The organism is Shewanella sp. (genome assembly GCF_051658185.1).
Taxonomy (GTDB): domain Bacteria; phylum Pseudomonadota; class Gammaproteobacteria; order Enterobacterales; family Shewanellaceae; genus Shewanella.
Map to the genome: position 1 here is coordinate 1 of NZ_JBOFMC010000460.1, position 5,585 is coordinate 5,585.

Below are 5,585 nucleotides of genomic sequence, written 5' to 3' on the forward strand. Positions count from 1 at the left end.
TGGGTATCGGGCTCAGTCATAATCTTGATCCCAATACCAACAGGACGCCCCCCCGCAGCCCCAAGGGGATTAATCCACACCACAACCCCACGAAACTCATGGGTGGCCGTTGAGCCAGGCAACCGATAAGCCACCGTTAATGGTTGCCCAAGACAATAACTTTCACTGGTAGATACAAACAGGCCTGCCGGTTTAATAAACGGCATATAGGCTCGATAAAGCTGATGTAGCGTGTCAAAATTAACGATGAGATCAACCATAAGTATTACTTTTTTGTTATTAATCTGTATTTTAGAACATAACTTTGACACAAGCCTAGATAATTCACGGTCGGCATAGTGCTTAAGCTATGACACATCCCCATCACATTGGCTGCTAACTCGCCAATTTGCGCGCGCATATAGGCGTCCAATTGGGTGTTTTTTAACAACACTTGCCTAAACATCAAAAATAAAACTTTAAGTACATCAATTATTTGCTGTTCGCCTACCGTTAGCAAGCTGCCACTGAGATGACCCGTGGACAAACTTTGCGCCCAATCCTTACGCAGTTGCAATAACGACTGATAACGGCTTGGCTGGGTACCATCTGAATGCAAACTTTCTGCCAACATTAAGGGGCCACCCACCACACTTAAGCACCAAGTGACATCTTCTTGCACATGATAATGTTGACTCAGCCACGTGCTGATAAGCCTCTGCGGCGGAGCGACAAAAGGAAGCCGTTGACAGCGACTGGTGATAGTGGCCATTAGTCGTGCGGGGGTATCCGACTGGAGGATTAATAAAGTGTCACGGCCTGGCTCTTCTAGCGTCTTCAGTAGCGCGTTGGCTGCGGCCGTATTGAGGCGCTCGCTGTGGTAAATGATGGCTACCCGTTGTCCACTCTGCTGAGCAGTGGCGGTAAGCCGAGTACAAAGCTCACGAATTTGATCCACTTTAATCTGATGGCCATCGGCGTGAATTTGATAACAGTCTGGGTGATTCCCGGCATCAAATAACAAACAGGCTTTGCACTTACCGCAACCGCCCTTGAGCGTCGGTTGCTGACACATGGCACTTCGGGCCATAAACTCACTAAGCAATTGGCCACCATAGGCCGAATCTATCCCAACTAAGAGGGCGTGAGGCAACTGCCCGGCCTGTAATTGCGCCAAAAATGCCTGCCTAGGTGCATCAAGCCAAGGCAGTGTCATCACATCAGCGCGATAACTCACCATACCCTTGCCTGCAAGACCGCTAAAATATCCTTATGCACCTCGGCCATTGACTGGCTTGCATCGATCACAACGATGCTGTCATCACTCTGGGCAAGTTTAAGGTAAGTAGCTCGAGCTCTTTCAAAAAAATCAATCGCTTGCTGCTCTATTCTATCCAGTTCGCCGCGTGTTGCAGCACGCAGTAAGCCCTGTTTCGGATCTAAATCCAGATAAAGTGTCAGATCGGGTTTAAAGCCCTTTAAGGTCGCTAAACTCACCGCTTCAACTAATGGCATCAAGCCTCGCCCACCGCCTTGATAGGCTAAGGAAGAGAGATTGTGCCTATCACCTAGCACCCATTGTCCTTGAGCGAGTGCAGGTTTGATCACATTGGCGATTAACTGGGCACGCGCCGCATAGATGAGTAAACACTCGGCCTCATCACACAGGGGATCGGTTGGATCGGCAATTTTGACAAGATCACGGATGCGCTCGGCCAAAGGGGTGCCCCCCGGCTCCCGGGTACAAATCGGGGCGCTGCCGGTGTGTTTTTCGATAAAGTCGCGAATAAGCGCTATCGCAGTCGACTTACCTGCCCCTTCAAGTCCTTCAACAACAATAAATTTGGCGGATGCTTGGGTCATTTTTTCTTTCTCTGATAAATATCAACGGCGCGGTTATGTTCTGCCAAGGTGCTCGAAAAGATGTGAGTGCCATCATTGCGCGAGACAAAATATAAATAACTGACCTTGGCTGGCTGAGACACGGCCTGCAGTGAGGCTTTACTCGGTGCCGCAATCGGTGTTGGCGGTAAGCCCATAATACGATAGGTATTAAACGCCGTCTCTTCCACTAAATCTTTGCGGGTGATATTGCCCTTAAAGCGATCTCCCATGCCATAAATCACCGTGGGATCGGTTTGTAAACGCATGCCTTGATTGAGTCGATTGATAAACACCCCGGCAATTTGCTCGCGCTCATGGGCTTGGCCCGTTTCCTTTTCCACTATCGAGGCAAGGATGAGCATCTCATATCGGGACTTAAGCGGCAGCCCCGGTGTGCGTTCAGCCCAAGCTTTATCCAGCTCTTGCTCCATCCTTTTATAACTTTGGGTCAGTAAGGTTTTAACATCGGCGTTGGCGGTATAGTGATAAGTATCGGGGAAAAATTTACCTTCAGGCAATGCGGAATCATCCCCTTGCGCCATCAACACGGCGGCGAACACTTCTTGAGGAACAACAAGATGAGCCGCACTTTTAAGTTGTGCCTCCCATTCGCTGATGGTCTTGCCCTCCACCAGGGTCAAACTAAAGATTTTGACCTTGCCCGCCACTAAATCATTGAGCAAGTCTGTAATGGTTTGCGTAGGCGAGATTTCATATAAACCAGTGCGGATGTTAGCAAGTTCTGGGCGAAACTTGAGGAACCATTTGAGTTTCCAAGGCGTTTGGATCACGCCTTCAGCCTCAAGCTGGGCAGCTAACTGATGCACACTGGTACCACGATTGATGGTCAATTCTTTCGGCTCAGTCAAACTGAGCGGCGTGTGGCTGTAATCGATGATCGACTGATAGCCCCAGTAGGCTCCCAAGCAAGCTAATGTCAGTAAGGTCAACAGGGCTGAACTGGCAATTAGGATGATTTTTTTCATAATGTCAGTGAAAGTATCTGTCTAAGATGTGCGGTAATAGGAGACGGTGTGTACTTAAGCGCATCTATCGCGATGACGTCCACAATGCCTAGGAGGCTGTTCGTCATAAACGCCGAGTCAAAATCGCCTAACGCTTCTGCGCCAAAGGACACACAATCCACGCTGTAATCATGCTCAAGTAAGCTTCGGATCACCTGTTCACGCATCACCCCGGATACGCCACATTCGGCTAAAGAGGGGGTAAATACGCAACGGTCTTTAATAAAAAAAAGGTTGGCCATGGAAGATTCTATCACCTTGCCATTGCAATCTAATACCAGCCAATCATCAACGTCGGCTGCCAATGGCTGCGAACGGATCAACACTTGCTCTAGGCGATTAAGGTGCTTTATTCCCGCCAGCAGTGGCTGATGGCCTAAACGCACCGTGGACGTTTGCAGGGCAACGCCCCGCTGCTGCCATTGTGCATAGTGCGCGGGGATAGGATGCACCGACACCACTTCGGTCACCGTACTGTGACAAGGCGGCGCATAGCCTCGCCCGCCAACACCCCGCGTGATCAATAACTTAATACAATGATGTGGATATTGTTTTGCTAAGTCAGTTAATTGCTGGCACAGAGCGGTTCCCATTTGCCAATCAAACCCGAGTCTGGCAGCGCCATCGTTCACCCGGGCTTGGTGGGTCTCAAACCACAAAATGCCATCAGCACTTGTACGCATAGTGGCAAAGAGGCCATCACCGTAGGCAAGCCCACGATCCGCGGCGGCGATCGTGGCTTGTACGCTCCCATTGACCCAAATCAACAGACTTAGTCCTGGCTGATACGGCTAGCAACCGCTTCTTGCTGATCTTTATACTTGGCATTTTTACGGGTGTTATAGGGACGCGCAACAGGGCCACTTAAGCGCTCAAAATTGAGCGCCCCAATGGTCATGCGCGGACGCAGCGCGAGGGGTAACTTACCACTATTGTAAAATTCAAGCACAATTTTACCCTGCCAACCCGGATCGATACGGTGGGCCGTCACATGCACCATCAAGCCTAAGCGTGCTAATGAGGAACGGCCATCAAGCCAGCCAACGATATCGGCTGGTAAGGTCACGCTCTCGTGGGTCACCGCTAAGGCAAGCTCACCCGGGTGAAGGAAAAAAGCCTCGCCATCGGGGATTTCGATAATTTCACTCATCACCCGATCAAGCGCCGCCTGCACTTCAACACTCGGACCACTCAGGTCAATAAAAGGCGCAGTATGGTCTTTGAAAACCCGAAATTGCCCCCCTAAACGCACATCGACACTGACGCCAGAAATCGCGTCATTGCCAGGGCGTGGCTCGATAACAATAGTGCCATTATCCAGAGCCTGTTCAATTTCGATATCAGTTAAACGCATCTTACCTATTTCTCCCTGAGTGTTATGTCGTTATTTTGCTAATAAATGTTGGATACGCGTCTTTAAAATATCCGTTGCAATGCGATTTTTACCGCCGCGGGGTACGATAATATCAGCGTATTGTTTTGACGGTTCAATAAACTGCAAAAACATGGGGCGCACGGTTTTTTTGTATTGGGAAATCACCGATTCCATGGTCCGACCGCGTTCTGCCACGTCGCGAGTTAAGCGGCGCAGGAAGCAAATGTCCAACGGCGTATCCATAAACACACTCACATCCATCAGCTCGCGTAATTTAGGATCGGTCAACAATAAAATGCCTTCTACGATAATCACTTTTTTGGGGGTCATCGGGACCGTTTCAGCCATCCGCGTGTGCTCGGTATAGCTATAACACGGAATATCAACCGCGTTACCAGACTTAAGCAACTGTAAATGGCGACAGAGTAATTGGTGATCTAACGCCTTAGGATGGTCGTAATTGGTTAACACCCGCTCATCCATCGATAAATGACTTTGGTCGCGATAGTACGCGTCTTCATTGATCACGCCGATTTGATCTGTGCCTAAATCGCGGCGCAGTTCTTCAAAAATCGTTTTGGCAATTAAACTTTTGCCCGATGCTGAAGCGCCAGCAATTGCAATAATGACACACTGCTGAGAATTCATAGCCTTAAACCTTACTCATCATCTGATATGCTAATAGAAACGGATTTTTGGCTCTGTTTAAGTGCCAATTCTGCTCCCACTTTACGGGCAATTTCCCGATAAAGTGCGGCAACTTCACTGTCAGGCTCGGCCACAACCGTCGGCGCGCCCACATCCATGGCTTCACGAATATTGATATGCAGCGGTAATGCGCCTAAAAGCGGCACTTGATAGCGCTCAGCCATTTTACTGCCGCCATGAGTACCAAAGGGATGTTCTTTATGGCCACATTCTGGGCATAAATGGAAACTCATATTTTCGACAATGCCAAGCACCGGGATCTTCACTTTCTGGAACATAGTGATGCCTTTTTTCGCATCGGCCAGCGCGATATCCTGCGGAGTGGTCACAATCACCGCACCGCTCACCGGCACTTTTTGCGACAGGGTTAATTGAATATCCCCAGTGCCAGGTGGCATATCAATCACTAAATAGTCGAGCTCTGGCCATTGGGTTTCATTAAGCAATTGCGCTAACGCCCCGGCTGCCATTGGCCCGCGCCATACGGCGGCTTCATCACCACTTAACATAAAACCAATCGATTGTGCAGCAATCCCATGGGCACTGGCCGCGGTCATATGTTTGCCATCGGGTGACACGGGTCTGAAGTTAGGGATCCCCAGCATTAATGGGAC

At 49.6% G+C, this 5,585-nt stretch carries 8 protein-coding genes; all 8 read right to left on the reverse strand.

The window, feature by feature from the left end; translation table 11 throughout:
- Positions 1 to 260 (reverse strand): PilZ domain-containing protein (locus ACRCZA_RS16765; protein ID WP_438675509.1); only part of this gene is annotated, 260 nt, incomplete at its 3' end.
- Positions 261 to 265: 5 nt separating this feature from the next.
- Entirely contained in the window at positions 266 to 1,219 is a 954-nt protein-coding gene (gene holB / locus ACRCZA_RS16770; RefSeq protein WP_438675510.1) for a DNA polymerase III subunit delta', read from the reverse strand.
- A complete protein-coding gene (gene tmk, locus ACRCZA_RS16775; RefSeq protein ID WP_438675511.1) occupies positions 1,213 to 1,842 on the reverse strand; it encodes a dTMP kinase in 630 nt (209 codons plus the stop codon). The genes holB and tmk overlap by 7 nt, the downstream gene beginning before the upstream one ends.
- Complete coding sequence (mltG, locus tag ACRCZA_RS16780) at positions 1,839 to 2,849, reverse strand: endolytic transglycosylase MltG (protein ID WP_438675512.1); 1,011 nt, start codon at positions 2,847 to 2,849, stop codon at positions 1,839 to 1,841. Before mltG ends, tmk begins: the two co-directional genes overlap by 4 nt.
- Positions 2,846 to 3,655 (reverse strand): aminodeoxychorismate lyase, encoded by an 810-nt coding sequence (gene pabC / locus ACRCZA_RS16785; RefSeq protein ID WP_438675513.1) that lies wholly within the window; start codon positions 3,653 to 3,655, stop codon positions 2,846 to 2,848. Before pabC ends, mltG begins: the two co-directional genes overlap by 4 nt.
- 5 nt (positions 3,656 to 3,660) lie before the next feature.
- Positions 3,661 to 4,242, reverse strand: a complete 582-nt coding sequence (gene dcd / locus ACRCZA_RS16790) for a dCTP deaminase (protein ID WP_438675514.1) — start codon at positions 4,240 to 4,242, stop codon at positions 3,661 to 3,663.
- A 30-nt stretch (positions 4,243 to 4,272) separates the two neighbouring features.
- Positions 4,273 to 4,911, reverse strand: coding sequence for a uridine kinase (gene udk, locus ACRCZA_RS16795; RefSeq protein WP_438675515.1), 639 nt, complete (start codon positions 4,909 to 4,911; stop codon positions 4,273 to 4,275).
- Between the two features lie 11 nt (positions 4,912 to 4,922).
- The coding region (locus ACRCZA_RS16800) for a P-loop NTPase (RefSeq protein WP_438675516.1) at positions 4,923 to 5,585 on the reverse strand (663 nt) is incomplete at its 5' end.

Excerpts from the sequence above, each read along its gene's own strand:
- dcd (WP_438675514.1), bottom strand. The coding sequence starts at position 4,242 with ATGCGTTTAACTGATATCGAAATTGAACAGGCTCTGGATAATGGCACT.
- mltG (WP_438675512.1), bottom strand. The coding sequence starts at position 2,849 with ATGAAAAAAATCATCCTAATTGCCAGTTCAGCCCTGTTGACCTTACTG.
- holB (WP_438675510.1), bottom strand. The coding sequence starts at position 1,219 with ATGGTGAGTTATCGCGCTGATGTGATGACACTGCCTTGGCTTGATGCA.
- tmk (WP_438675511.1), bottom strand. The coding sequence starts at position 1,842 with ATGACCCAAGCATCCGCCAAATTTATTGTTGTTGAAGGACTTGAAGGG.
- udk (WP_438675515.1), bottom strand. The coding sequence starts at position 4,911 with ATGAATTCTCAGCAGTGTGTCATTATTGCAATTGCTGGCGCTTCAGCA.